The sequence below is a fragment of the Winogradskyella sp. genome, from assembly GCF_013213835.1.
GTDB lineage: Bacteria > Bacteroidota > Bacteroidia > Flavobacteriales > Flavobacteriaceae > Winogradskyella.
On the sequence record NZ_JABSSU010000007.1, the window covers coordinates 1 to 26,169 of the forward strand.

A 26,169-nucleotide genomic window follows, 5' to 3' on the forward strand; every position below is an offset into this window, starting at 1 on the left:
TAGATGTCCTTTTTATTGCACATTTAGAAGGATGCGGTGGATTTTCAATTATTGCAAACGGAACATTTGGATTTTCTTCCTCTACTTCCTCTACTGCCTCTACTTCCTCTACTTCAACAATTTCCACATCTTCAGAATAAACATCTATAGGTTCTAGGGGTTCTGGCGAGGTTGTTTTTTCTGTACTACCAGCAACTTCAAATGTAATTGGTAGAGTATAAGGCACAACCACATTCTCTCCTCTTTGCTTACCAGGAATAAACTGTGGTAATGCCTTTATAACACGTTTCGCTTCTATTTCTAGCTTAACATGTGGTGCTCTTGCTTTTACATCAATAATTTTTCCTGATTGATCAATTCTAAATTGAACAAAAATTCGTTTCATACCAGACGGTAAATCTAATTGACTTGTCATATTTAGATCAAAATTTCTTGCAACATGTTTTTGAATAAATTCTATGACACATCTTTTCTTATCGTCATTTGTTGATTCACCTTCACATACCGTTGGATGAGGTACACTCTCAACAACGTGAAAAGGCACTTCTGACTGTTCTTCTAATTCAAGATTTTCTTCAACTACTATGGTCTCTTCTATTTCGACCTCTTCAGTTTCAGGCTGTACCGGTTTTTCTTGAGCAAATAGCGAAAAATTCGTTACTAGAACTAATGTAAACAACGCTGTTCTACATTTTAAATTAACTTTTTCTTGTAGCATGAATATATTTTATTGGTTAATAACTTTGTTTGCATCAATTATTATTCCATAAAACGGATTAATCACAATATTGACAACCACTTAATGATACGGCAATACCAAAAGTCAAGTTAAATACACTACCATTAAAAGCCCCTAAACCACTTAAAACCGGATCATAATCATCTAGTGAAGTCAGCCCATAAATATAGGCTATATCTGTATAAAGTGATACTTTTTCATTGATCGCATAATGCAATTCTAAACCACCGAGAAGATTTAAATACGATTGTTTGTTATCTGTTAATTCACCTAAAGGTTGTACAAAACTAAATCCAGGACCTGCATGCAAAATAGTTCTAAATCTATAAGGCAAAACACCTAAAAACTCAGTAGGATCATAAACAAACTGAACATTTACTCTAGAATAATTTATTTTAAATTCAGGTGCATCAGCATCATTCTTAGCACGATTAAAGCCATAATCTAATTTAACTCCATACGTTCTCTTAAACATATGCTGAATACCTAAATTTACTGTCGGAAAATTGACTGATTGCGCAGAGACTCCATCAATAAATCCGTTAGACGATGGGTTGTTAAACCCTAAAGCAAATAAAGCTTTCCATTTACTAGATTGTTTAAATTGTGCGTTACCATGAAACACAAAAAAAACAAGACTTAAAAAGAAAAGGTAGATTTTTAAATATTGTTGCATCAGATAGTTTTTGGTTTATTTGTATTATGTACTATAACCTGCCTTACAAAACTAAGCAATTCTTATTTGTACTTATTAAACTGAGTATTGTAGTTGGTGCACTTTACTTTATCTATACCAAACTTTTTGAAAACAGTCGTTTAGATATTAATCAATTTCTTTCGGTTTTACGTAAAAACAATCCATTCTCATTAAAAACTGTTATTATTCTAATGACCTTAAGCATTTGTAATTGGTATTTTGAAATTCTGAAATGGAAACATCTTGTCAGTACATTTCAGAAAATTTCATTTAAAGACGCTATTGAACAAAGTCTAGGTGGCCTAACTGCTTCTTTAATAACACCTAACCGTATTGGTGAATATGGTGCTAAAGCTATTTACTTTTCAAAACCATACAGAAAGCGCATTGTATTACTCAACTTAATCGGGAACATTTCTCAAATGGCCATTACCACTATTTTCGGTATTGTTGGGTGTATTGTATTTGTGAATTTCTATTCAATTGAAGTTGATTATTTTAAAATTACCAAGATCATTTTTGGCTTTGTTTTAGCTGGCTCACTTACCGCCTTTGGTATTAGAAAAATATCATTGCGTGTAAAAGGTTATTCGATGCGAGAAATGCTTATTCACGTCAAAGCAATAGGCACATCAACACATCTAAAAATACTATTTTTTTCATTGATGAGATACGTAATCTTTTCTTTTCAATTTTATTATTTGCTTAAAATTTTTGGTGTTGACATAAGTTACTTTGCTGCAATGATTGTAATTACAAGTATGTATTTTTTGGCTTCTATAATTCCGTCTATTTCTATATTCGATGTTGTTGTAAAAGGAAGTGTGGCAGTGTTTTTATTTAGTTTTATTGAGGTTAATGAACTTATAGTTTTAAGCACAACAACCATAATGTGGCTACTTAATTTTGCTTTACCAAGCTTATTTGGCAGTTATTATGTGATAAACTTTAAACTGCCATCTGCGAACGAATGATAACAATTTTGGTCATATCAGTTATTATTGTATACCTTATTCTCATCAGCTCATTAATTATTGGATTTGATAGAGTTGAGGATTTTAAGCTTCAAGATTTGAAATCTAAGACTTCTTTTTCGGTGGTCATTCCTTTTAGAAATGAAGCCGAAAATCTTCCTAATTTGCTTAAGACGATTTCCGACTTAAACTACCCAAAACACTTATATGAAATTATAATGGTAGATGATGCTTCTGAAGATGATTCGATCGCACTCATAAAAAAAACACTCAACACCAAACCTTTTAAGAATTGTCAATTCAACATTAAGATTATTTCAAATCATCGCACATCTTCTTCTCCAAAAAAAGACGCCATTACCTCAGCCGTTGCAATTGCAAAATATGAGTGGATTATAACTACTGATGCCGATTGCTTAGTTCCTAAGTACTGGTTAGATACGTTTGATGAATTCATACAAATGCAAGACACAAACTGCATTGCGGCGCCAGTAATGTATAATGGAAATACGTCTTTTTTTAATAGATTTCAAACACTAGATTTTTTAAGTCTTCAAGGCACAACTATTGGTGGCTTCGGAATTAAAGCACCCTTTTTATGCAACGGTGCCAATTTCGCCTATTCTAAAACTATCTTTAATCTGGTAAATGGTTTTGAAGATAACTCGGATATTGCAAGTGGCGATGATATTTTTCTACTCGAAAAAATAAAGAAGCTAGATGCAAAAAAAGTACATTATTTAAAAAACACCAATGCCATTGTCCAAACAAAACCAGTTGATACTTTTAAAGAGCTGATAGAACAACGGTTACGTTGGGCTTCTAAAACAAGCCATAATAAAAATTGGAAAGTGAAATGTATTGGCTTAATTGTAGTGATAGCAAATGCTATAATGCTTTTTTTATTGCCTTTACTTCTGGTTGGATACATTGATTTTAGAACTGCAATTTCAATACTAGTAATTAAACTTTCAATTGACTTTTTACTACTTTTTAAAACCTCAAGATTCTTTAAACAAGAACACTTACTACTCTCCTTTATCTCTAGTAGCATTTTATATCCAATATTTAGTATTTATATCGTCATTTTATCACTATTTCGTGCTTACCACTGGAAAGCTAGAACACACAGAAAGTGATTTTGATTAGATATTTTTTGGTAGCTTTACTTTATCATTAAAAATTGTAATTAGAGATGAGATACTTAGTAATCCTATGCATGGTATGTTTTAGTTTTCAATGGAGCATAAGTCAAGAAAGCTATACGATCAATGGTGAAAGGTTTGAATTAAAGACTGAAATTGAAGGTAAACTAGATCTTTTATGGAACACCATAAATGGTAACTACCGATATTTTATTCGTACCGAAGATGGCTCCATAATCGAACTAAAGAATACACAAGGTACTGATAAAAATTACAACGAAGAATACAAAAAAACACTTCGAGAGCTTACTCAACTAGACACAAATAAACTTAAATTAAGACTTTATGATCTTAAAAGCTTTTTAGATGGATATAATGCATCCGCCGATTCAAACTACACTTTTGAAGCAACAGATAAAAGTATTTTAATGCGCTTAGGTGTATCTGGTGGAATTACTAATAATCCGTTTGTTGGAAACCTGGATAACACTAAAACACCACTATTTGGTGCTGAATTAGAATTATTAGAAGCAAATAGCAGCCTGAGACATGCGGGATTTATTCAATTACGACATGCTTTAGAAAGTGATGACTTTCAATATAGCACAACAGAATTCTCACTTGGTTATAGATATAGAGTCATAAATAAAAGTACATTCTCAATTTATGGACAAGTGAAATTGGCCACACTCAATTTATCTAATGTTACTATTCTAGATGAAGACAATATGGAAAGTGATATCAGTGACACTGCTTTTGACGTGCCATTAATATTCGGTATTGGTTCTGATATTAAAGTTGGCGAAAAGAGTTACATCACTATTATTTACGGTGAATTATTTAGTGCTTTTTTAGACAACCAAGGTAATTTCTCAACTGATATTTCTGTTGGGTATAAGTTTAATTTGTAAGCATCATAGATTTCGTAATTTTTCAAAATCCTACAGGAAAAATATAAACTCATGAGTCTAAGAAACTTCAGAACTTCAAATCCTGTGTTTCATGGTTATTTTTGGGATGATGGTAAGTCGTCTTCAAAAACTATGACTGTTACTGGCATATTTTTTAAGTCAATGTTGGGCATATTAGTTATATCAGTGATTACAGCCTATTTATGGAAACTCAATGAAGAAGGAATGCCCATGCGTTGGTTTACTCTTGGTGGTATGCTAGGTTCTGTAATTATTAGCATAGTAATTTCCGTAAGACAAAACTGGGCATACTTTTTAGTACCGCTTTATGTTATAGCTAAAGGATGCTTTTTAGGAGGTTTTTCATCTTACGCACATCGTAATTTTCCTGAGTTACCTTATCAAGCTATAGGTGTCACCATAGTTACCTTTTTTGTAATGCTAGTGCTGTACCAGCTAAGAATTATTGTTGTTACAAAAAAACTACGAAGTGTTATCATATCTGCTTGTGTTAGTATCATGGTTGTATACCTCATCTCGTTTATTCTTAGTCTTTTTGGCATAAAACCTTACATCTGGGGAACATCTTGGTTTGCAATCGCCTTTAATATTCTCGCAGCAATTGTGGCATCTTTTGCTCTACTTTTAGATTTTGATTATATAGAACGCTATAAAAATAAAGCACCTAAACATAAAGAATGGATTGCCACTTGGGGACTTTTAGCCACACTCATTTGGTTATATATTGAGGTATTAAGATTAATGCAGAAATTTGCCATACGGTTTTAGATTCTCTGGTTAATGCGCAAAAATCACAAAGCTTCTTGTCTTTAATTAGTCAATAACAAAACATGTAAATCAGTGTAACACAGTGGCAATGTCTCAAAGAATAGTATAGTTGATTAATGTATTCTAACTACAATTGGTAATTCAAAGGAAGTAGTGACTTCTTGTCCACGTTTTGTAGCTGGTTGTAAATTAGGAAGTTCTTTAATACTTTGGCGCATTAGGCTATCTATTTCAGGAATTTCTGCAACAGTCTCAGGTTTAATAGTAATAGAATTTACAACCAAATTACCCTTGTTATCAATAGTTATTTTAAGCCGAATGGTATCATTTACATCATTAGAAACTATTATGTTTTGAGATTCGAGATAGCTATTAACACTTAGAAGAAGTGTATTCTGAAAGCATTCTTTACTTTCTAACTTATCTATAATACCATCGCAAATACTAAATCTAGGATAAAGGTCAACATCATTCCAGTTGAAAGTCTTCAAATCCTCTTGGAGTAAATCCTCAGAATTCAGCTTTTTCTTTTCAAAATAATTGCAAGACGTAAATAGGATAATAATAAAAAGAAAAACTATTCGATTCATTAGCGCATTTCTAATAGCGAAATGTACGATATTTTTCTATTTTACTCTCTAATAGATTTTTAAAAAAGGGAATCTAAAAATGGTTGCTTTATTTCTTCTGTTGAAATTTTTCTTCTTTTAATTCTTTCAACCTTTTTTCTGCGAAGATTCTAAATGGATTATCTTTCTTTACTTCTAAAAAATCTTCATAAAGTTTAATCTTTGAATCAATATCTGCGTAATATTCATCCTTTGTTCTCAATATGAAAAAATCTGTCATGATATCTTCTGGATTCTCTTTCTTGGCTTTTTGAAATTGTTTTAGAGCTTCTCTATGTTTTTTTTGTCGATTTAATACTATACCTAACTTTTGGTATTCCTTATCTAAAGGGATATCACTCAACAATAATGACCTTCTGTAATATTCTTCAGCTTTTTCAAAATTACTTAATCGTTCGTAATAACCCCCAATAACAAACATAGCGTCTGCATCATTAGGACTAAACTTTAAAGCTTCTTTTCTATGATAAATGGCATCTTTATAATCTGAATTCTGAGCATAACAAATACTCAATTTTTCATGTAAAAATTCTGAATTCTCACCAAAGTCTAACAGCTTTTTAAACCAAACTTTAGCGTACTCGTATGAATCTTCAAAATAATAGGATTGTGCTTTTAAACTGATGAGTTGAACATTTCTATCATAAGATGCTAAACCTTTATTTACAAGCTCTCGAGCTTCTTTAAATTTTCGTTTTCTTATTTGGTGTTTTGCAATTTTAAATATTGCTTTTTGGTGCGTGTCATCTAACTCAAAGGCTTTAGTAAACTCTTGTATGGCTAACGTATCACTTTGCTTTTCTAACAACAATCCTAATTCGTAATGAAAATTAGGATTTAGACTATCTGATTCTATGAGACTCTCATAAATGTCTTTTGCTTCTATATATTTTTTAGTAAGACGCAAGAGTTTGGCATATTCAAATTGAAATATGACATTTTCTGGATTAGCATGTATTGCCTTTTTGTAATGAGCTATACTTTTATCATAATTACCTAAAGCTCTGTAAGCCATCGCAATTTTGTGATACACCGAATCTTGACTCGATAAGGATTGATACACTTCTATAGCTTTTGTGTAATTGCCCAGAGCATACAATTTATCTGCTTCTTTAAATGAAGATTGAGCATACACACTACTAACTGTTAATATTGACACTAACAGTATTACTAAATATCTAAGCATAATTTTGTTGCTATTGTTATTCAACTTCAAAAGAAATAGGTAATGAATAAGGTACTGTAACTGACTTGCCTTTTAAGGTTCCAGGTATAAGCCTAGGCAATAGTTTTATAACTCGTTTGGCTTCTTCTTCTATGTCTTTACTTGGACCTCTTGCTATAATATCTTTAATGTGTCCATCTGTAGCTATTTTAAACTGAACAAAAACTCTTTTTCGACCTTCGTTAAGACCTTTTGCTACCTTAGAATTAAAGTGCTGTTTTACATGATCATTGATAAAATCATTAAAGCATTGCTTGCGTTCTTCATTACTTGAAGAGTCTTGGCATTCAGCCAAACTTGGTACATTATCAATTGCATGAAAAGGAATTTCTATTTCATCCGTCACGTCATTTTCAACAGACTCAAAAACTGCTATTGATTTGCCATCAGTTATTACCACTTTGTGAAAATCATCTGAATCTAATCCTTTTAACATTTGGTCAAATTCCATTTGCTCTTCTGGTGTTTTATTTGCCATATCATTTACAAAAAGTCTATGCACACCATCACTAGTTATTGATTCCCAATGTGCTTTTGCTTCATCAGTTTTTTTCCATTCAAGATAATCAACGTAAGATTTATGCTTACCTTTTATTATCTGTTCAGTTCTTTCTATGTCTTCATCAGTTAGTACTGCTTGTTCTCTTTTCCTTTCTAATGTTCTTTCCATTATAAATTTTGTAAAAGCCTTAAGCTTTAAAAAACTCTCTCTAGTCTCTATATACCTTTCTATACTTTTATTGCTTATCCCAGCAAAATTTGATAATATCATAAAGTCGACACCTTCTTCATTCTTTTTTAATATTTCATTGTAATAAATTTCTAATAATTCTTCATCAGTCAATTCTTGAGTTTCGGATGAAGATTCAGTATTAATAGTCTCTTGAGCCCTTACCTCAGTAGATGAGTAAATCAACATTCCAAAAACTAATGGTAGTATTAAAGTATACTTAAGTAAGTTCTTTTGTTTCGATTTGGATTTTTGTAACATAGTGATTCGTTTTTTGATTAAGGATTTCTTGAAAAATGAATTTGTAAATGACATGTGATGAACATCGAAGACTTGCCTTAAGAGACTTTGATAATAGTCTATTTTATCTTGATGCTTTATCGCTTTAGAATCTGCAATGAACTCGTGTAACTCTTTTGCTCTATTTTGATAGATGTATGCTAACGGATTAAACCACAAGACAATTTTTAATAATTCAAAAAATACCAGGTCTACAGTATGAAATTCTTTTACATGGACTACTTCATGATTATAAATAGTAGGTCGTTCTGAATCCGAAATTTGATCTCCGAGAAAAATGGTATTAAAAAAGGAAAAAGCTGCACTACTTTTTATTATTGGTACTACCAGAATATTACCATTCCATCGTTTAGGACTTTGGGACTTTATCCAATATAGCTTGCCAAGCCTAAATAAAAAGAGTAAACCTGCCAATACTACTCCAACATAAAAAATCAACAGCCATATCGGTGTTTCTGGCTCATATATGGTAATACCCGCATGGTTGGCCATTTCAATATCAAGATTTGATGGTGTTGCACTACCAATAAAAACTTCTGGTAAGCTTATTACTGCATTCTTGGTTGTTAATGTTCTTATACTTTGAAACTTAAGAAACGGTAACACCAAGGATAATATTGAAGTCATTAATAAATACGCACGGTTACAATTGAAAAACGTTTCTCGCCTTAAAAACAAGTCATAAACGATTAAAAACAATGCTTGAAAAGCAACAATTTGGATAAGATTATACAACATACTTATTTATTTTTGTTAATCTCTTTCAGTATGGATTCTATATCCTTGATATCTACATCATTTTTTTGAACAAAGAATGACACTAAGCTTTTAAACGACCCTTGAAAGTAATTATCAACTAACTTATTTATTGATTGATTACTGTAAGAAGATTTTTGTACAACAGGAAAATAAACATGTCCTTTACCTTGCTTTTCATAATCTACAAAGCCTTTAGATTCTAAAATTCTTACAATGGTAGAAACTGTATTATATGCAGGCTTTGGATCTGGCAAAAAGTCTATAATAGACTTTACGTTGGCTTTTTCTAACTGCCAAAGTACTTGCATAATTTCCTCTTCTGCTTTTGTTAATTGTTTCATTTTCAAAATATTTTCCTTGCTAATATAACTAATTTTTTAGTTACAACTAATATCTTAGTTTAATAAAATGTAACTAAGCACCCTTTTTTGAGTCTAATTGGTAAACTCGTTTTTTATGGAACTTTTTTTAGTCGTCTTAGGTATTTTATTAATGTTATTAGGTATTGCTGGAAGTTTCCTTCCTATAATTCCTGGGCCATTAACCAGCTGGGCTGGGTTATTAGTTTTACATTTCACAAAAGGTGTGGAGCTTAGTAACACTTTTTTAATTGTGACAGCAATTGTGGCTATAATTATTCTGATTCTTGACTATGTGATACCAGCCATGGGAACAAAAAAATTTGGTGGTAGTAAAGCTGGTGTTATCGGAACAACCATTGGCTTAATAGTCGGTATCATAGTACCAATTCCATTTGGTATTATTATTGGGCCGTTTTTAGGTGCTTTATTTGGGGAACTAACCCATAGAAACGATATGAAAAAAGCCACCAAAGCGGCCTTTGGATCCTTTCTCGGATTTATAGCTTCTACCTTTATGAAGTTTTTGATTTCGGTTATTTATTTAGGATTCTTTATCGTAAAACTTATGGAACACGACGCAAGTTGGTTCTAGTCTATAAATCACAAAACCTGGCAACGAGAGTAGCCAGGTTTAGTTTTTTTGCTATTAACTCAACAATTACTTAAGGGATTAATTAATCATTGTTGACATGCTAAAAGTAATGTTCTACTTTAATATTTTGTTGTGGTAAAACCGCAGACTTGTTGCGGAAAAACCGTAATTCTTAGCAATGACAAGGGTTTAAAGCCGAAATTTACAGCCTAAAAAACCGCAATTTTTTGAGTTTTCTTATAAAAATCCTTTTTCTCTAGCCTCACTTAGCAGAGTTTCGTCTTTTCCATCAGATACCGAAAAGAGTAATTTTAGTTGTTTTTTGCGCTTTTCAATCGCACTAGTTGATAAAGAAATATACTCTCTTAAGCTTTTCGTTTTTATACCTTGAGATAATAAATGCAATATTTTCCTGTTAATTTCATCTACATAGATTTCACTAGTGATAGTTTTCTTTATATAGTTACTCACTGTACTGCTATAATATGGTGGATATCTTAAAATCTGTTGGAAAGCATCGGCTAGCTCCATAGATGTTAAATCACTTTTTATTAAAAAGCCGTCAGGGTTTATTTCCTTTATGATATTATGAATTCTAAATGATTCATTAAACATGGTCAAAATAATGATCTTAGCATTTGGCAGCACATCTTTAGCGAGTAATGCGAGATCTTCTCCTGATGCATATTTACCATCCTCAGATGCTGGAAGGCTAATATCAAAAAAGCAAACATCATAAGGTGTATTTTTAGATGCTCTATTTATCATCAATTGTGCTGTATCGCAATTATTGGCAGTATCAATAAGTAAGGTTTGGTCGTCTTCTTTTGTTGCCATTAACACATTTTGGTAGCCTTCTAAAATAATAGGATGGTCATCTACCATGAGTATGTTAATATGTTTCATGTGTGTTCGAGGTGTAAGGGATTTTAACGTTAATAGCTGTACCTTGATTTGGTTGAGATGAAAAGGTAATTTCCCCGTTAATACTCTTTACACGAGAAGTCATATTCTTTAAACCAATTCCCTTCTTACTCTTGGTAGTGTCAAAACCGTTACCGTCATCAATGATACTCAAGCAAATTACATCATTTTCTAGAGATAAACTAATTTTTACTGCTTTGGCGTTAGCGTGCTTGTAGATATTTTGCAATGATTCTTGTATAACTCTATAGATGTTAATCTTAGTTTTATTTGGCACTATATCCCAGCTAATATCATCTGTATGATTGAATTCATTTTTTAAACCATAAGCTTGAGATTGATTATCGTTGAGTTCAGTAACTATATCCATAAAACCTGCACCCGAAACAAAATCTGTATTTAACTCATGGGATATCTTTCTAATATCTTCTTCAATAACTTTCAGTTGACCTATGTAATTTGCGCGAGACATCATCGCCTCTTTTCCGTCTTTAAAATTAATACTATCTAAACTTAACCTGGTCCCAAACAATCGTCCTAAAACTCCATCATGTAATTCTTCTGAGATTCGCTTTTTCTCTAAGGTTCTTGCTTCCTCTACCTTGTCTTGTTGCCCAAGCATGAGATTATAAATCTGTTCATTAGCTTCTTGTTGTACTTGCATTAATTTCAACTTTCTATTCTTAGCCCGTTGAGACAGCAAAATATAAATTAGAATGGCTGTCAACAATATGCCTCCAGATAAAATAATGAGATAAAGGTTCTCTCTCGAAATTTGCTCATTCTCAGCTTCAAGTTGATCAGTTTTTAGCTCGATTCTTGCAAATTTATTTCTTACATTTCTTTCAACTTTCAGCAAACTATCCGACAATTTAACGTGCTCATTTAAATATTTCACAGAGGATTCAGAGTCTTCCAACTCAGATAGTAACATTAAAACTTCTAATAAAATATCATTTGCCGTTATTTTTTTAGACAATTGATAAGTCTCATTTGCGTATTTTAAAGCTTCTGCTTCTTCACCAACACCTTTAAAATACTTTGCCATACTAATGCAAGCTCCCATTTTAACAAATTCGTCATTTATACTATCTGCAATTTTATAGGATTCATCAAACAGCTTCTTGATATTCTGATGACTATCTAAGTTACCTAAGTATTTAGAGTACGCTAAATTTTCTAATACCAAAGCGTAAAACGAAGGATCTTCAGCCTTAAGATCATAATTCTCTACTAGATCTTTAAAGATATCTACAGATTCTGAATACTTTGATTGCTTTCGTTTTGCGGAACCAATATTGTTAAGTGTGTAAATCCCATTATTAAAATCATCCTCCATACGCAACGCCACCTCATAGGCTTGTTGATGATACTCTAAGGCCTCCTCAATATTATCTAACTCATCAGATATACTAGCTAGAGTTGAAAATAAAATCCACTTCTGTTCCTGTATCTCATTTGTTTCCTCCACTCCATCTAATAATCTTAGCGCTTTAACAGTGCTTTCACTAGCACCAAAATAGTCCTTCCCATCTAGTTGTATTTTAGCCAGTCCTCCTAGCGCTGCAGACATATCTAAACTTAAATTGAGATCTCCAAAGCTCTTAACTGCTTTAGTGTAATAATAATAAGCACTATCCTTTTCCTTAAAAAAATATGCATAACCAAGAGCGTAATAGTTGTAAGCCAAGCTTTTGGAGTCATTGAGTTGAGTTGCTAAACGCTTAATCTTATGATTGCTGTTAATATAGTTATCCATATCGTCTACATCGATATAAAAATAACTGATATTCTTCTCCACTTTGAGTAAAACAGAATCATTATTAGAGGTAGAAGCTAGTCTTTTTGCATCTAGTAAAACTTTAAAGCGTTTATTAGGCTCTAGATTTTCTGTTTCAGAATAGGTAAGTAGTTTAGAAATACTATCTAGAAGAATTTTATCTTTTTCATTCTGACAATACACAGAATTAACAAATAATAAAATAGAGAAAAATTTGAGCGTTATAAACTTCAATATCTAAAGAATCTGGAATTAGCTCAAATTTAAATAAAATAAATATTTAATGTAATGAAATTGTCTACAAACAGGAAAGCCCTTGCTTTTTAAGCAAAGGCATTATTATACTTAAGTTTAAAGGAGTCTTATCCTCTAGTAGGCTTCCTTAACTTAGTTTTATTGTGTGCTAATAAGTCAATACTAACAGAATTTTCTTTAATGTTTGTTTCGTTTTCAACAACTGTACTATCTGATTGTACACCAGAAACAGTTAATAAAGCTACAGCTACTAAGGCAAGAGTAATTTTTAAAGTTTTCATACGAAATAGGTTTAAGTAATAGTCAACAATTATTGGCGTAGCGACCATCGCTACAACATTTGAGGGAGGAAAATGGATAATTAACTATTTTAGGAGTAAACCTAAATATGTACTAAAACTTACGAGGGAAGTTTTTTGATAAAATCTAAAAGTAAAATGGATTAAATATGGCCTCATCATTCTGAGGTTTCAAGGGACTTCAAATATAGACTTTATTATGAAACAAAAAACAATTTCATCGATAAAGTGTATATTTTCAACGACAAAAAGCATGTCTTCAGGCTTTTTAGCGCTATTTTTTGTGTTTAATCTAAAGGTGAAGACTATATTTTAAACAAAAAAGCATCCCGATTCAACCGATTATTTATCACTTTTCTATTGATTAGTGACATGGAGGAAAAGGAAAGCCTTTCATTGGCAAAAAACTCAACGATTTAAGTTTTCTACAACACCCAACTCTAAATAGAATTGAGCACAACACAACATTTTTATATTTATGTATTTGCAGATACAAATACGTAATAATCATATTCTGTTACAAAAGTATAATACTATAGTTTAAAAACAAACATGTTTGAATTAATATTTGATATTATTACAAAACTGTTAGCTACAAATTTAAATTTGTACATTTAAAACTAATTTCCAACTAAATCATATGAGCAAACAATCATACCTCTTACTAATTACTATTATTTCTGCTTTGGGCGGGTTATTATTTGGTTATGACACAGGTGTTATCAATGGGGCACAATTTTACCTAAGTAAATATTTTGAACTAACTGATGCCTTAAAAGGTTGGGTTGTTGGTAGTGCACTTTTAGGCTGTTTTGTAGGTGCAATTGTTGCAGGGAAGCTCAGTATTAAAATTGGGAGAAAAAAATCACTAATTATATCTGCAATTCTATTTACAATTTCTGCCTATGGCTCTGGGCTACCAAGTTTATTCCCAGAAACTGTGACCGTATTAGTTATTTTTAGAATTATTGGTGGGCTCGGAATAGGGATCGCTTCCATGAATGCACCAATGTATATCGCTGAAATAGCACCTGAAAAAATTAGAGGTAAAATGGTCACCTACTATCAACTTGCCATTGTAATTGGCTTTTTTAGTGTATTCTTAGCCACGTATTTTATTGGTAATAACTTAACGCAAGAACAAAATATTTCTATTGGTTGGAGACGTATGTTTTGGTCTGAACTTATCCCAAGTTTCTTATTTTTAGCGCTTTTATTTTTCGTGCCGAAAAGCCCAAGGTGGTTATGTTTAAAAGGAAAAACAGGTGAAGCACTTCAAATATTAGAGAAAATTCAAGACTCTGAGAGTGCTCAAAGAGACATTAAAGAAATAGAAAAATCTTTGAAAGACGAAAATGAAGAGGCAGCGAAAGTAAATCCATTTACCAAACCATTTTTAGGTATTATAATAATTGGCACGATTCTGTCAATATTACAACAATTTACTGGTATAAATGCTGTATTATATTATGGTGCAGATATTTTTGAAAAAGCATTGGGCTATGGACAAGAAGACGTGCTTAAACAGCAAATTTTACTAGCATTCATAAATGTAATTTTCACTTTAGTTGCTATGTATTCTGTAGATAAATTTGGAAGAAAACCATTAATCTATATTGGCTGTATTGGTATGATTACAGGATTCTTATTGTTAGGTGTAACCTTACAACAACAAACTGTTGGTGTGCTATCCTTAATTGGAATACTAGTATTTATTGCATCTTTCTCTTTATCTATGGGGCCAATTGTTTGGGTTTTATTATCCGAAATGTTCCCAAATAAAATAAGAAGTGCCGCTATGTCTATTGCGGTTGCCGCGCAATGGGCAGCCAATTATTTAGTGTCTCAATCCTTTCCTATGGTTGTTGGTAGCGACTTAAATAAAAGCTCCATGTGGAATGGATCTCTTCCATATTTCATTTTTATCTTTTTCATTATTATAATAATTGTAATTACTTATAAATTAATACCCGAAACCAAAGGAAAAACACTTGAGGAGGTAGAAGAGATTTGGAAATAACACAAATCATATAAAACCAAAAAAGCATCTCAAATGAGATGCTTTTTGCGGTCTGGACGGGACTCGAACCCGCGACCCCCTGCGTGACAGGCAGGTATTCTAACCAGCTGAACTACCAGACCGTGCTTGATAGCGGATGCAAATATACACTGCATTTTTAATTCCACAAATAAAAATGAAAAAATATTACTCTAGGTTCAAATAAATTTTTGACGCTCTATCATATAGGTCGTTAAGATTTGATTAAAACCCGCATTTATGTCAGCTTCAACATACTTAATTCTATATTGTCCACACTTGATTTTGAGGTCATTGAAATAGTCTGTTACGGCCTTTTCATAATTTTCTTTTATAGAATCTGCATACAAATTGATGTATTCTCCTGTTTCAACATCTATAAACCGTTTTGGTCGGTTGTCAAATTCAAAAGAGAGTTCTTTTGATTTATCTATGATATGAAACAAAACAACTTCATGTTTATTATGCTTTAAATGCCTCAACGCCTCAAAGAGCTTTTCATCATCCTCTGCGGTTTGAAACATATCTGTAAACACAAAAATCAATGACCGTCTATGAATCTTCTCGGCAATTTGATGTAGATATCTATACGTTTCTGTTGTCTTAGATTCTGGCTTAGAGATTACAGCTTTACTAAGTTGACTTAATAACATCTGATGATGGCGTTCACTTCCTTTTTCTGGTGAGTAAAAATCATAATTATCACTATAAATACTCAAACCTACAGCATCGCGCTGTTTTTTTAATATGTGCATTAATGACGCACTTGCCAAAGCTGAAAAAGCTATTTTATTAAGATTATCTATTGTAGTACCAGCAGATTCTGGATAATGCATAGAGCTACTATTATCTACAATAAGATGACATCGTAGATTAGTTTCTTCATCATAACGCTTGGTGTATAAACGGTCTGTCTTGGCATAGAGTTTCCAATCGATATGTTTAGTACTTTCGCCTTGATTATAAATTTTATGTTCAGCAAATTCAGCAGAAAATCCATGAAATGGACTTTTATGCATTCCAGCAATAAAGCCCTCAACTACTTGCTTGGCTAATAATTCGAGATTTTTAAAACCACCTGCTTTATTAAGTTCTAACTGTAAATTCATATGCTACCGAAACTAAAAAAGGTTTGCCTATTAGGCAAACCTTTTATCAATTCTTTATGAATGTCTTTTTATAATAATGCGTCTATAGCGTCTGAATATGCATTTTTTGGTGCCACACCAACTTGACGACCTACTACTTCACCGTTTTGAAACACTAATACTGTAGGAATATTTCTTACACCATATTTTGCAGCAAATTCTTGGTTAGCGTCAACGTCAACTTTACCAACTACAGCTTTTCCTTCATATTCTGAACTAATCTCATCAATGATTGGCCCAACCATACGACAAGGTCCACACCAAGCTGCCCAAAAATCTACCATAACAGGCTTATCGCTCTTTAATACCGTTTCTTCAAAAGTTGCATCTGTTATTTCTAATGCCATAATATTTATATTTTATTGTGTTGTACTTTGTTTAAATAATTCACAAACTTAGTCAAAAAAATCGCTATTCCTTACACTGGATATATTCGATTTGGCTATGATGTTATTAATCAGTCTTATACTAATTCAATTTATACATTACATCTTGTGCTTCGAGCTCTTTTAGTAGCTCTTGAGAGATTTTTACCTTTTGTTTTCTACTTGGCATTGTAATTTTTAGTTTTTCGGAATTGTCATACACCAAAAAATTTAATGTATTATTTCCGTCGTGCATTCTAAATAAATCTTGAAGTTGAAGAATCGTATCTTTTTCTAATTCATCTATATTTAATTGAATGGATAGTTTCTTAGCATAAGTATCCATGACATCATGCAACAACTGAAAATTGTTGAACTGAATTCTTGGATCACCTTTTTTACCAGTGTCGCGATTTGTCCAGCCTTCTTTTACAAATGCTCTTACATAAACAAATGAATTTTGAACCAAGAAATGCCTGTGCTTTAAATAATCTTCACCAAAGATTCTGAACTCAAAACTATCGGTATAATCTTCAATGGAAAATGCAGCCCAACCTTTGCCTTGTTTACTTACACGATGTTGCACATCTGTTACTACTCCACCAAAAGTGATTTCCCTATTAAGAACAGCTTCCAAATTATTAAATACTGAAATGTTTCCATTACAGAAGGTTCGCATTTCAATTTTAAAATCGTCTAACGGATGACCCGAAATATAAATCCCTACAACCTCTTTTTCTCTTGAAAGCTTCTCCATGGTTCCCCAATCCTCTGATGGCGGCACTTGTGGCTCTGCTATTGTGACTCCACTTGCTTCACCAAATAGGCTTACCTGGGCAGAGTTTTCATTTTCCTGATGCTTTGCACCATATTTCATTGCCTTTTCTAAAAAGGTAATACCATCACCATCATGAGCAAAATATTGTGCTCTGTGCGTGCCTTCAAAACAGTCAAAACCGCCAGCATATGCTAATCCTTCGAACGATTTTTTGTTTGCCGCTCTTAAATCTACACGCTTTGCTAAATCGAAAATAGACTTGTAATTCCCACCTTCTTTTCTATTCTCTACGATGGTTTTTACTGCGCCATGACCAACACCTTTTATGGCTCCCATTCCGAATCTAACCGCATTGTCTTGGTTTACCGAAAACTTGTAATAACTTTCATTAACACTTGGCCCTAATACTGGTAAACGCATACGTTTGCATTCTTCCATAAAGAAGGTTACCAATTTAATATCGTTCATGTTATTAGACAGTACAGCTGCCATATATTCTGCTGGATAATGCGCTTTTAAATATGCTGTTTGGTAAGCAATCCAAGCGTAACATGTTGAATGCGATTTGTTAAATGCATAACTCGCAAAAGCTTCCCAATCTTTCCAGATTTTTTCAAGCTTTTTTCTGTCCATACCTTTGGCTTCAGCTTGGTCTAAAAACTTAGGCTTCATTTTATCTAGTACAGCCTTTTGCTTTTTACCCATTGCTTTTCTCAAAACATCAGCTTCACCTTTGGTAAAATCTGCTAGTTTTTGAGATAATAACATTACTTGCTCTTGGTATACAGTAATGCCGTAGGTTTCTTCAAGATATTCTTCCAATTCTGGCAAATCATAAATGATTTCTTCTTTACCATGTTTACGATTAATAAAACTTGGAATATATTCTAAAGGTCCCGGACGATACAAGGCATTCATGGCGATAAGGTCAGCAAAAACAGTTGGCTTTAAATGCTTCATGTGCTTTTGCATTCCGGGTGATTCGTATTGGAAAATCCCAACCGTTTCACCTCTTTGGAATAACGCATAGGTTTCTTCATCATCCAACGGAAAATTCTCTGGGTCTAGCACAATGCCATGCTTCGCCTTTACAATCTTAACTGTATCTTTAATTAACGTCAAGGTCTTTAATCCAAGGAAATCCATCTTCAACAGACCAGCACTTTCTACAACTGAGTTATCAAACTGCGTGACGTATAAATCTGAATCCTTTGCAACAGAAACAGGTACATAATTGGTAATATCGCCTGGTGTAATAATTACACCACAGGCGTGAATACCTGTATTTCTTACTGAACCTTCTAAAACTCGTGCTTGATTTACGGTTTCTGCTTGTAAATCGCTACCATCAGAAATATTAAGTAGTTCATTTACTTTATCTAGTTCTTCAGCCCTAAACTTTGCTGCTAATTCTTTTTCACTCTTGCCAAAAATCTTTCCAAGCTTAGACATATTCGGAATTAACTTCGCAATATGGTCAGCTTCATTAAGCGGCAAATCGAGCACGCGCGCGGTATCTCTAATTGAAGATTTAGCCGCCATAGTACCATAAGTGATAATCTGAGCTACTTGATTTGCACCATATTTATCAATTACATACTGCATAACACGACCACGACCTTCATCATCAAAATCGATATCAATATCTGGCATACTCACACGGTCAGGATTTAAGAAACGCTCAAAAAGTAAATCGTACTTAATTGGGTCTATATTGGTAATCCAGAGACAATACGCTACCACAGAACCTGCAGCAGAACCACGACCTGGCCCAACAGAAACATCCATTTTTCTGGCTTCGCGAATAAAGTCTTCTACAATTAAGAAGTAACCTGGATAACCTGTGTTTTCTATAGTTTGAAGTTCAAAATCTAGACGCTCTTCTATAGCTGGTGTAATTTCGCCATAACGCTTTTTAGCACCTTCATAAGTGAGATGTCTTAAGTACGCATTCTCACCGCGCTTTCCTCCATCTTTTTCATCATCTTCATGCTTAAATTCCTCAGGAATATCGAAAGCTGGAAGTAAAACATCTCTGGCCAATTCAAAAGGTTGAATCTTATCAACGACTTCTTGAATATTAACAATCGCTTCAGGAACATCTCTGAATAAAGCCTTCATTTCTTCTGAAGACTTAAAATAGTATTCTTGGTTTGGTAAACCATAGCGGTAACCACGTCCACGACCTATTGGCGTCGCTTGCTTTTCACCATCTTTTACACACAATAAAATATCATGGGCATTTGCATTTTCTTGAGCTACGTAATAGGTATTATTCGTTGCTACCAATTTTACATTATGCTTTCTCGCAAACTGAATTAAGACTTGATTGACACGATTTTCATCTTCTTGATTGTGACGCATTAACTCAATATACAAGTCATCACCAAAGGTGTCTTTCCACCACAACAACGCTTCTTCAGCTTGGTTTTCACCAATGTTCAATACCTTACTTGGTACTTCGCCATAAAGGTTTCCTGTTAAACAAATAAGATCTTCTTTGTATTGTTCAATAAGCTGTCTATCAATCCTTGGTACATAATAGAAACCATCAGTAAAAGCTGCTGAAGATAATTTGGCTAAATTATGATAGCCTTTTTTGTTTTTAGCTAATAGTACGATTTGATAACCGTTATCTTTTCGAGTTTTATCTTGGTGGTTTTCACAGACAAAAAACTCACATCCAATAATTGGTGTAATTAATTTTCCTTTTTTCTCTTCACCATTTTCTTCTGCCTCTGCGTGTTGGGCTTTTATTTTTTTATTGTGACCTGAAACTGCTTGCACAAAGTGAAAAGCACCCATCATATTACCATGGTCGGTTAATGCAACAGCTGGCATATTTTCGCTTGCCGCAGCATTCACCAAATCATTAATACTTATAGTAGATTGAAGAATTGAAAATTGACTGTGATTATGCAAATGGACAAAATCAACTTCAGAGAGTTTTGCAACTGCTTCAGTATCTGTTTCAATGGTATCACTAGCAGATTGTTGCTCTTTCTGAAGACGTTCATTAATCTTAGCACTTGCACGTTTTAGATTAATGTGTTTTAAACCTATGAGTTGAATTACCTCTGGATTCTCTTGAGAAAATTGTTCAAAATAATCTGGTTGAACATCGAGTTGTTCTTTAGTGTACTCTTGTCGTCTTATTAATTCTAAGAAACAACGAGTTGTCGCCTCAACATCCGCTGTTGCATTGTGCGCTTCAGCAAATGGCTGATTGAATAAAAACTGATGTAACTCTGTTAAGGTTGGTAGTTTAAATTTTCCTCCTCGACCACCAGGAATCTGACATAAAGTGGCTGTATGCTCTGTACACGTATCTAATACTGGTAATTCTTGTAATGGGTTTGCAACATCTTCGCGTACAAACTCAGCACCCATAATATTAACATCGAAGCCTACATTCTGTCCTACTACAAACTTAGTCTTAGATAAAGCAATATTGAATTTCTCTAAAACCTTTTGCAACGAAATACCTTGTTCTTGAGCTAACTCGGTTGAAATACCGTGAATTTTTTCTGCATCATAAGGAATATTGAAGCCTTCTGGCTTTATCAAATAATCTTGATGCTCAATACAATTTCCCATAGCATCATGCAGCTGCCATGCAATCTGTATCGCTCTTGGCCAATTATCTGTATCTGTAATTGGTGCATCCCAGCGCTTTGGTAAACCCGTTGTTTCGGTATCAAATATTAAATACATAAAATCGTCTTGAGGTAGAAAATCGAAACATTAAAATTAATAAATAATGCTTCTTTTCAGAAATGAAGTTATAAACAGTTTTAAACAAACAAAACCCCAAGCATTATGCTTAGGGTCTTCAATATTATTTGCTGTGATTACTACGCTTGAAGATAATCTGGAACACCATCCATATCAGAATCTAAAGCATCTGCTGGATCACCATCAGCGTTAGGATCTGCATTTTCGTCTATAGTTAAAATGCCATCATCATCGTCATCATTATCTAAATAATCTAAAGTACCATCACTATCGGTATCTCCTGTTTCAAAAACAGTAAATAATCCATCATTATCATCATCATTATCTAAGTAATCTGCATCACCATCACTATCGGTATCTGCAGGATTCCCATCCATATCTACTTGAATTTCGTCCACAGTTGGTACTCCATCTCCATCATCATCATTATCTTGATAATTTGGTGTACCATCACCATCCGTATCATCGTTATCTAAATCACCATCACCATTAAAATCTTCAAAAACATCAGGAACACCATCACCATCAGTATCTGAACAGTTTAATCCATCAATCACCGTTTGGATAGATCCATCTTCGTCACCACAATATTCAATTTGCTCCTGTAAATAAAACTGGTATTGGGCACATAACTGAATGTAAGTCCCTAATGTAGCATTCGCAAACTCAGTTTGAGCTACATTACTATTTGCATTAGCAAAAAAGCACGGAAAAGTGCAAGTACCTAATAAATCAATTTGATCTTGTATGGCTCTATCAACATCACCACAATAACTACGTTGCTCGTTTAGTGCTGCTATGTAAGCATTACATGCAGCTTCAAAAGCATCGCTGTTTATAAATCCATTTGCTTCTGGTTGACTTGCTACACTATATGATGTTGCTGCAATTGTAGTTTCCATCTCCTTGTCCTCGCATGTAATTGGATCAGCAGGTATTGTACCAGTTAATATTGGAACTCTGTAAAAAACACCTCTCGTCACAGCAATAGAATTCAAACCTGATGCATCAAAAGCTCCAAAAGAAAATGTACCCGTTAACGTACCACTTACAATATCTATTTCATCAATAATTATTTGCCCATACTCTGGATTAACAGGATTCGCAGGATCTGGATTAGGTTCTGGGTTATTATTTGTACTATAAAATGCACCAAAACCATTATCGTATTGCGCTTCTGTTGTATTAACATCACCAACAGTAAAAGTTCTTTCAACAACTGAAGGCACCTTAAGATTTATAGTTTCTCCGTTTCTAGTTCCAGTAATAGTTAAAAAACCATTTGCATCTATACTTGCAGAAAAGCCATTAGCACGCCAGATTTGCTGCTCTAAATCACCCTGAAACGCAGGTGAATTAAACTGAACTTCATCTCCACAACTAAATACCGTTAATAGAACGAAAGATAAGAGGATTAGTTTTTTCATATTTTTATTAAATAGTAGCTAGTTTCAAATATAACGAAACAAGAATTCCAAAAGTATAATAATTTTTCATTCTACATCATATATTTGGCATTACTATTAGCCAAAAACACCTTTCTTTTAGTTAATCTGACTAAAAGCCTTGAGAATTAAAAATTTATACTATCTTTGCGCCCTCATTAATAACAGAGGTCGAGAACCTCATTAATTAATTATTATGCCTGTAAAAATTAGATTACAAAGACACGGTAAAAAAGGAAAACCTTATTACTGGATCGTAGCTGCGGATTCTCGCGCTAAAAGAGATGGTAAATACCTAGAAAAATTAGGTGCTTACAACCCAAACACAAATCCTGCAACAATTAACTTAGATGTTGATGGCGCCGTAAAGTGGTTAAACAATGGTGCACAACCAACTGACACTGCAAGAGCTATCTTATCTTACAAAGGTGCTTTACTAAAAAAGCATTTAGCTGGTGGTGTTAAAAAAGGTGCTTTAACTGAAGAGCAAGCTGAAGCTAAATTCAACGCTTGGTTAGAAGAAAAAGCTGCTAAAGTACAAGCAAAAGCTGACGGTTTAACAAAAGTAGATGCTGACGCTAAAGCTAAAGCATTAGAAGCAGAAAAAGCTGTTAACGAAGCTCGTATTGCTGCTAACGCACCTGTTGTTGAAGAAGTTGCTGAAGAAACGGCTTCTAACGAAGAAGAATAAAAAATTTATTTTTATACTTTTAAACCCTGGCCGAAGCGTCAGGGTTTTTTTATTCCCGAGAACATGGGATTTTTTTAAATCGTCATATTAATTAAAATAGATTCCTGCTTCCGCAGGAATGACAATTATTTTGAAAAAAGAAGATTGTTTTTACTTAGGTAAGATTGTAAAGAAATATAGTTTTAAAGGTGAACTTTTAGTCAAGCTAGATACAGATGAACCTGACCTATACGAAAATCTGGATGCCATCTTTTTAGATTTAAGAGGGAATCTAGTTCCTTTTTTTATTGAATCTTCTCAACTCCATAAATCAGATTTATTGAGATTAAAATTTGAAGATGTTGAAACAGAAGCTGACGCAGAAGCACTCATTAAATCAGAGTTGTATTTACCATTAGAATTACTACCTAAACTTGAAGGTAATAAGTTCTATTTTCATGAAGTGATTGGTTTTACCATAACTGATGAAAACTTTGGTAAAGTTGGCATCATTAAAACTGTAAATGATTCAACTGCACAAGCGTTATTTGAAGTTGATAGAGATGGTGTTGAAATCTTAATACCAATGAATGATGAGTTTATTGTTAAAGTAGATAGAGACAAAAAAACAGTTATTGTAAATACACCTGAAGGATTGATTGATCTTTATCTTGGGTGAAATTACAATAAACAAAATCCAAATTCCAAAATGCAACATAAAATTTAGATTCCTGCCTTCGCAGGAATGACAAAAGACAATTTAAAACTTGTCATTCTGAACTCGTTTCCGAATCTTTGTGTAAAACTTTAGAGATGCTGAAATACATTCAGCATGACAGCAAAATGAACAAGCCTTTCAAATTCAAACAATTCACCATTCAACAAGACCGATGTGCTATGAAAATTGGCACTGATAGCGTTTTACTTGGTGCTTGGACATCAGTTAAGCATAATCCTTATTCAGTTTTAGATATTGGTGCTGGCACAGGTATTTTATCATTAATAATTGCACAGCGTAGTTTTGCTGAACAGATTGAAGCTATAGAAATTGATGATAATGCGTTTGAGCAATGCTCAGAAAATTTTGAAAACTCACCATGGAATGACCGTTTGTTCTGTTACCATGCAGCTTTACTAGAATTTGTAGAGGAAGTTGATGATGCTTTTGACCTCATCATTTGTAATCCACCCTTTTATTCTGAAGACTATAAAACCAATGATGCTTCAAGAGATTTAGCAAGATTTAACGATGCTATGCCTTTTGAACACATCATCTATGCAGTTGCGCATTTACTTTCAGAAAACGGATTATTTTCAATAGTTATTCCATATAAAGAAGAACAAAAACTTATTGATTTGGCTAAAAAGGTTGGACTTTCAGCAAAACGTATTTTGCATGTAAAAGGGAATCCGACAACTGATATTAAACGAAGTCTTATAGAATTTTCAGCTCAAGATTGCACTACCGAAATTAAAGAACTTATTATTGAAACTGGTCGCCATCAATACACCGAAGATTACATCAATCTAACTAAGGACTTTTATCTTAAAATGTAAATTATACATGGTATTTATATTGCCCAAAGAAAACGTTTTCGTTAATTTTGCTTTCATACTAAATAACTACATATGAAGCCAGACTTATTTGAAGCTCCAGATTATTATAACTTAGACGAACTACTTACAGAAGAACATAAACTTGTACGCGACGCGGCAAGAGAATGGGTAAAACGCGATGTTTCTCCAATTATAGAAGAAGCTGCACAAAAGGCAGAATTTCCAACATCAATTATTGGTGGATTGGCAGAAATTGGTGCTTTTGGACCTTACATTCCTGAAGAATATGGTGGCGCAGGATTAGATCAAATCTCTTATGGTTTGATAATGCAAGAAATTGAACGTGGAGATTCTGGTGTACGAAGTACAGCATCTGTACAATCATCATTGGTAATGTATCCTATTTGGAAATACGGTAATGAGGAACAACGTCAAAAATATTTACCAAAGCTTGCTTCTGGTGAATGGATGGGGTCATTTGGATTGACAGAACCAGACCATGGAAGTAATCCAGGTGGCATGACAACCAATTACAAGGATATGGGAGACCATTACCTTTTAAATGGTGCTAAAATGTGGATTAGTAACGCACCGTTTTGTCAAGTAGCTGTAGTGTGGGCAAAAAATGAAGAAGGTCGTATTCATGGGCTTATTGTAGAACGTGGCATGGAAGGTTTTACAACACCTGAAACACATAACAAATGGTCACTAAGAGCTTCGGCTACTGGCGAACTCATTTTTGATAATGTAAAAGTACCGAAAGAAAATTTACTACCTAACAAATCCGGCCTTGGCGCACCGCTTGGTTGTTTAGACTCTGCACGTTACGGCATTGCTTGGGGAGCAATTGGTGCTGCAATGGATTGTTACGATACTGCTTTACGTTACAGTAAAGAACGTATACAATTTGGCAAGCCTATTGGGCAATTTCAGTTACAACAAAAGAAACTCGCTGAGATGATTACCGAAATTACTAAAGCACAATTATTAGCTTGGAGACTTGGGGTGATGCGCGAAAATGGTACTGCAACCTCAGCTCAAATCTCTATGGCAAAACGTAACAATGTGGATATGGCCATAAATATTGCTAGAGAAGCAAGACAAATGCTTGGCGGCATGGGAATTACTGGTGAGTACAGCATAATGCGCCACTCAATGAACCTTGAAAGTGTAATTACTTATGAAGGCACACATGATATTCATTTATTAATTACTGGTCTTGATATTACTGGATTAAATGCGTTTAAATAACTATACTAAGTGATTTCAATCACTAAAGAAAGCAGCTCATTCTGAGCTGCTTTTTTGTTTCATTTATTTGTA

General features: G+C 33.4%; 23 protein-coding genes and 1 tRNA gene. 10 read left to right on the top strand and 14 right to left on the bottom strand.

The window, feature by feature from the left end:
* The coding region (locus HRU50_RS11490; protein ID WP_296351234.1) for an energy transducer TonB at positions 1-718 on the bottom strand (718 nt) is incomplete at its 3' end.
* A gap of 58 nt (positions 719-776) precedes the next feature.
* On the bottom strand, positions 777-1,415 hold the full coding sequence (locus HRU50_RS11495) for a cell envelope biogenesis protein OmpA (protein WP_296351235.1): 639 nt from the start codon (positions 1,413-1,415) through the stop codon (positions 777-779).
* 26 nt (positions 1,416-1,441) lie between these two features.
* On the opposite strand from HRU50_RS11495, the gene HRU50_RS11500 reads away from it, so the two are divergent.
* From HRU50_RS11500 to HRU50_RS11515, 4 genes are read left to right on the top strand one after another with little or no spacing between them, the layout of a single operon-like run.
* On the top strand, positions 1,442-2,410 hold the full coding sequence (locus HRU50_RS11500) for a lysylphosphatidylglycerol synthase domain-containing protein (protein WP_296351236.1): 969 nt from the start codon (positions 1,442-1,444) through the stop codon (positions 2,408-2,410).
* Positions 2,407-3,549: a glycosyltransferase gene (locus HRU50_RS11505; RefSeq protein ID WP_296351237.1), complete on the top strand. Its 1,143-nt coding sequence runs from the start codon at positions 2,407-2,409 to the stop codon at positions 3,547-3,549. Before HRU50_RS11500 ends, HRU50_RS11505 begins: the two co-directional genes overlap by 4 nt.
* Before the next feature lie 56 nt (positions 3,550-3,605).
* The gene (locus tag HRU50_RS11510) at positions 3,606-4,466 is read left to right on the top strand and encodes a hypothetical protein (RefSeq protein ID WP_296351238.1); all 861 of its coding nucleotides are present in this window, start codon (positions 3,606-3,608) and stop codon (positions 4,464-4,466) included.
* 51 nt (positions 4,467-4,517) lie between these two features.
* Positions 4,518-5,255 carry a Bax inhibitor-1/YccA family protein gene (locus HRU50_RS11515; RefSeq protein ID WP_296351239.1) on the top strand — a complete coding sequence of 246 codons (738 nt, stop codon included), beginning with the start codon at positions 4,518-4,520 and terminating at the stop codon, positions 5,253-5,255.
* Between the two features lie 113 nt (positions 5,256-5,368).
* Here HRU50_RS11515 and HRU50_RS11520 read toward each other — a convergent pair whose 3' ends face one another.
* From HRU50_RS11520 to HRU50_RS11535, 4 genes are all read right to left on the bottom strand, one after another.
* The gene (locus HRU50_RS11520) at positions 5,369-5,845 is read right to left on the bottom strand and encodes a hypothetical protein (RefSeq protein ID WP_296351240.1); all 477 of its coding nucleotides are present in this window, start codon (positions 5,843-5,845) and stop codon (positions 5,369-5,371) included.
* Positions 5,846-5,933: 88 nt separating this feature from the next.
* Positions 5,934-7,070: a tetratricopeptide repeat protein gene (locus HRU50_RS11525; protein ID WP_296351241.1), complete on the bottom strand. Its 1,137-nt coding sequence runs from the start codon at positions 7,068-7,070 to the stop codon at positions 5,934-5,936.
* A 16-nt stretch (positions 7,071-7,086) separates the two neighbouring features.
* Complete coding sequence (locus HRU50_RS11530) at positions 7,087-8,877, bottom strand: M56 family metallopeptidase (protein ID WP_296351242.1); 1,791 nt, start codon at positions 8,875-8,877, stop codon at positions 7,087-7,089.
* A 2-nt stretch (positions 8,878-8,879) separates the two neighbouring features.
* The gene (locus HRU50_RS11535) at positions 8,880-9,239 is read right to left on the bottom strand and encodes a BlaI/MecI/CopY family transcriptional regulator (protein WP_296351243.1); all 360 of its coding nucleotides are present in this window, start codon (positions 9,237-9,239) and stop codon (positions 8,880-8,882) included.
* A 115-nt stretch (positions 9,240-9,354) separates the two neighbouring features.
* Between HRU50_RS11535 and HRU50_RS11540 the strand changes: the two genes are divergently transcribed.
* Positions 9,355-9,852, top strand: coding sequence for a DUF456 domain-containing protein (locus HRU50_RS11540; protein WP_296351244.1), 498 nt, complete (start codon positions 9,355-9,357; stop codon positions 9,850-9,852).
* A gap of 237 nt (positions 9,853-10,089) precedes the next feature.
* Here HRU50_RS11540 and HRU50_RS11545 read toward each other — a convergent pair whose 3' ends face one another.
* From HRU50_RS11545 to HRU50_RS11555, 3 genes are all read right to left on the bottom strand, one after another.
* Positions 10,090-10,758 (bottom strand): response regulator, encoded by a 669-nt coding sequence (locus HRU50_RS11545; protein WP_296351245.1) that lies wholly within the window; start codon positions 10,756-10,758, stop codon positions 10,090-10,092.
* Complete coding sequence (locus tag HRU50_RS11550) at positions 10,745-12,739, bottom strand: sensor histidine kinase (protein ID WP_296351246.1); 1,995 nt, start codon at positions 12,737-12,739, stop codon at positions 10,745-10,747. The genes HRU50_RS11545 and HRU50_RS11550 overlap by 14 nt, the downstream gene beginning before the upstream one ends.
* A 179-nt stretch (positions 12,740-12,918) precedes the next feature.
* Positions 12,919-13,092, bottom strand: a complete 174-nt coding sequence (locus HRU50_RS11555; protein ID WP_296351247.1) for a hypothetical protein — start codon at positions 13,090-13,092, stop codon at positions 12,919-12,921.
* A gap of 658 nt (positions 13,093-13,750) precedes the next feature.
* On the opposite strand from HRU50_RS11555, the gene HRU50_RS11560 reads away from it, so the two are divergent.
* A complete protein-coding gene (locus HRU50_RS11560) occupies positions 13,751-15,130 on the top strand; it encodes a sugar porter family MFS transporter (RefSeq protein ID WP_296351248.1) in 1,380 nt (459 codons plus the stop codon).
* A gap of 48 nt (positions 15,131-15,178) precedes the next feature.
* Here the strand turns inward: HRU50_RS11560 and HRU50_RS11565 are convergent.
* The 5 genes from HRU50_RS11565 to HRU50_RS11585 all read right to left on the bottom strand — a co-directional run bounded on the left by HRU50_RS11565 (position 15,179) and on the right by HRU50_RS11585 (position 22,601).
* Positions 15,179-15,252: transfer RNA gene (locus tag HRU50_RS11565), tRNA-Asp, on the bottom strand.
* A gap of 75 nt (positions 15,253-15,327) precedes the next feature.
* Positions 15,328-16,257, bottom strand: coding sequence for a DUF58 domain-containing protein (locus HRU50_RS11570; RefSeq protein ID WP_296351249.1), 930 nt, complete (start codon positions 16,255-16,257; stop codon positions 15,328-15,330).
* A 68-nt stretch (positions 16,258-16,325) separates the two neighbouring features.
* A complete protein-coding gene (trxA, locus tag HRU50_RS11575; protein WP_296351250.1) occupies positions 16,326-16,643 on the bottom strand; it encodes a thioredoxin in 318 nt (105 codons plus the stop codon).
* A gap of 121 nt (positions 16,644-16,764) precedes the next feature.
* Positions 16,765-21,153, bottom strand: a complete 4,389-nt coding sequence (gene dnaE, locus HRU50_RS11580; RefSeq protein WP_296351251.1) for a DNA polymerase III subunit alpha — start codon at positions 21,151-21,153, stop codon at positions 16,765-16,767.
* Positions 21,154-21,293: 140 nt separating this feature from the next.
* The gene (locus tag HRU50_RS11585; protein ID WP_296351252.1) at positions 21,294-22,601 is read right to left on the bottom strand and encodes a DUF6252 family protein; all 1,308 of its coding nucleotides are present in this window, start codon (positions 22,599-22,601) and stop codon (positions 21,294-21,296) included.
* Positions 22,602-22,815: 214 nt separating this feature from the next.
* Here HRU50_RS11585 and HRU50_RS11590 point away from each other — a divergent pair, with 214 nt between their 5' ends.
* The 4 genes from HRU50_RS11590 (at position 22,816) to HRU50_RS11605 (ending at position 26,097) form a co-directional block, all read left to right on the top strand.
* A complete protein-coding gene (locus HRU50_RS11590; RefSeq protein ID WP_296351253.1) occupies positions 22,816-23,310 on the top strand; it encodes a 30S ribosomal protein S16 in 495 nt (164 codons plus the stop codon).
* A 130-nt stretch (positions 23,311-23,440) separates the two neighbouring features.
* Positions 23,441-23,968 (top strand): ribosome maturation factor RimM, encoded by a 528-nt coding sequence (rimM, locus tag HRU50_RS11595; RefSeq protein WP_296351254.1) that lies wholly within the window; start codon positions 23,441-23,443, stop codon positions 23,966-23,968.
* A 164-nt stretch (positions 23,969-24,132) separates the two neighbouring features.
* A complete protein-coding gene (locus HRU50_RS11600; RefSeq protein WP_296351434.1) occupies positions 24,133-24,846 on the top strand; it encodes a methyltransferase in 714 nt (237 codons plus the stop codon).
* 72 nt (positions 24,847-24,918) lie between these two features.
* On the top strand, positions 24,919-26,097 hold the full coding sequence (locus HRU50_RS11605; protein WP_296351255.1) for an acyl-CoA dehydrogenase family protein: 1,179 nt from the start codon (positions 24,919-24,921) through the stop codon (positions 26,095-26,097).
* The last annotated feature ends 72 nt before the right edge of the window (positions 26,098-26,169 follow it).

Coding starts and splice junctions, on each gene's coding strand:
- HRU50_RS11495 (WP_296351235.1), bottom strand. CDS start 1,415: ATGCAACAATATTTAAAAATCTACCTTTTCTTTTTAAGTCTTGTTTTT.
- HRU50_RS11500 (WP_296351236.1), top strand. CDS start 1,442: ATGTACTATAACCTGCCTTACAAAACTAAGCAATTCTTATTTGTACTT.
- HRU50_RS11505 (WP_296351237.1), top strand. CDS start 2,407: ATGATAACAATTTTGGTCATATCAGTTATTATTGTATACCTTATTCTC.
- HRU50_RS11510 (WP_296351238.1), top strand. CDS start 3,606: ATGAGATACTTAGTAATCCTATGCATGGTATGTTTTAGTTTTCAATGG.
- HRU50_RS11515 (WP_296351239.1), top strand. CDS start 4,518: ATGAGTCTAAGAAACTTCAGAACTTCAAATCCTGTGTTTCATGGTTAT.
- HRU50_RS11520 (WP_296351240.1), bottom strand. CDS start 5,845: ATGAATCGAATAGTTTTTCTTTTTATTATTATCCTATTTACGTCTTGC.
- HRU50_RS11525 (WP_296351241.1), bottom strand. CDS start 7,070: ATGCTTAGATATTTAGTAATACTGTTAGTGTCAATATTAACAGTTAGT.
- HRU50_RS11530 (WP_296351242.1), bottom strand. CDS start 8,877: ATGTTGTATAATCTTATCCAAATTGTTGCTTTTCAAGCATTGTTTTTA.
- HRU50_RS11535 (WP_296351243.1), bottom strand. CDS start 9,239: ATGAAACAATTAACAAAAGCAGAAGAGGAAATTATGCAAGTACTTTGG.
- HRU50_RS11540 (WP_296351244.1), top strand. CDS start 9,355: ATGGAACTTTTTTTAGTCGTCTTAGGTATTTTATTAATGTTATTAGGT.
- HRU50_RS11545 (WP_296351245.1), bottom strand. CDS start 10,758: ATGAAACATATTAACATACTCATGGTAGATGACCATCCTATTATTTTA.
- HRU50_RS11555 (WP_296351247.1), bottom strand. CDS start 13,092: ATGAAAACTTTAAAAATTACTCTTGCCTTAGTAGCTGTAGCTTTATTA.
- HRU50_RS11560 (WP_296351248.1), top strand. CDS start 13,751: ATGAGCAAACAATCATACCTCTTACTAATTACTATTATTTCTGCTTTG.
- HRU50_RS11570 (WP_296351249.1), bottom strand. CDS start 16,257: ATGAATTTACAGTTAGAACTTAATAAAGCAGGTGGTTTTAAAAATCTC.
- trxA (WP_296351250.1), bottom strand. CDS start 16,643: ATGGCATTAGAAATAACAGATGCAACTTTTGAAGAAACGGTATTAAAG.
- dnaE (WP_296351251.1), bottom strand. CDS start 21,153: ATGTATTTAATATTTGATACCGAAACAACGGGTTTACCAAAGCGCTGG.
- HRU50_RS11585 (WP_296351252.1), bottom strand. CDS start 22,601: ATGAAAAAACTAATCCTCTTATCTTTCGTTCTATTAACGGTATTTAGT.
- HRU50_RS11590 (WP_296351253.1), top strand. CDS start 22,816: ATGCCTGTAAAAATTAGATTACAAAGACACGGTAAAAAAGGAAAACCT.
- HRU50_RS11600 (WP_296351434.1), top strand. CDS start 24,133: ATGAACAAGCCTTTCAAATTCAAACAATTCACCATTCAACAAGACCGA.
- HRU50_RS11605 (WP_296351255.1), top strand. CDS start 24,919: ATGAAGCCAGACTTATTTGAAGCTCCAGATTATTATAACTTAGACGAA.